Origin of the sequence: Devosia sp. ZW T5_3 (assembly GCF_044987315.1) — a bacterium.
Lineage (GTDB): Bacteria > Pseudomonadota > Alphaproteobacteria > Rhizobiales > Devosiaceae > Devosia.
In genome coordinates, this window is sequence record NZ_JBJDRE010000043.1 from 1 (window position 1) to 717 (window position 717).

The window sequence follows — 717 nt, forward strand, 5'->3', positions numbered from 1 at the left end:
CTCCCGGCCGTCTGATCGACCTCGCCGGCCAGCGCCTCCTGGATCTGTCGCAGGCCGCCGAGGTGGTCCTCGACGAGGCGGACAAGATGCTCGACCTCGGCTTCCTCCCCGACATCGAGAAGATCTTCCAGCGGATTCCCGCGATCCGCCACACGCAGCTGTTCTCGGCGACCATGCCGGGCCAGATCGTCGCCCTGGCGCGGCGCTTCATGACCAACCCGATTCACATCCGCGCCACCGACCCGGACGAGGGTCTGACGCAGGCGAACATCAAGCACGTGATCTACCGCGCCCACTCGCTGGACAAGGACGAGATCATCGCGCGCATCCTGCAGGCGAACGGCCACGAGAAGGCCGTCATCTTCACCCGCACTAAGCGCGCAGCCCAGAAGCTGGTGGACGAGCTCAGCGACCGTGGGTTCAACGCCGCGGCCGTTCACGGCGACATGAGCCAGGAGTCGCGCGAGCGCTCCATGGCCGCGTTCAAGGCCGGCAAGCGCGACGTGCTCATCGCGACCGACGTCGCCGCTCGCGGCATCGACGTCGACGACGTGACGCACGTCATCAACCACACGATCCCCGACGACGAGAAGACCTACCTGCACCGTGCCGGGCGCACCGGCCGCGCCGGCAAGACGGGCATCGCCGTCACGTTCGTCGACTGGGACGACCTCCACAAGTGGGCGCTCATCAACCGTGCGCTCGACTTCGGACAGC

At 67.4% G+C, this 717-nt stretch carries 1 protein-coding gene; it reads left to right on the forward strand.

The annotated features are described in order from the left end of the window. Positions 1-717: DEAD/DEAH box helicase (locus tag ACI3KW_RS23160; RefSeq protein ID WP_404850047.1), on the forward strand; the 717-nt coding region annotated here is incomplete at both ends.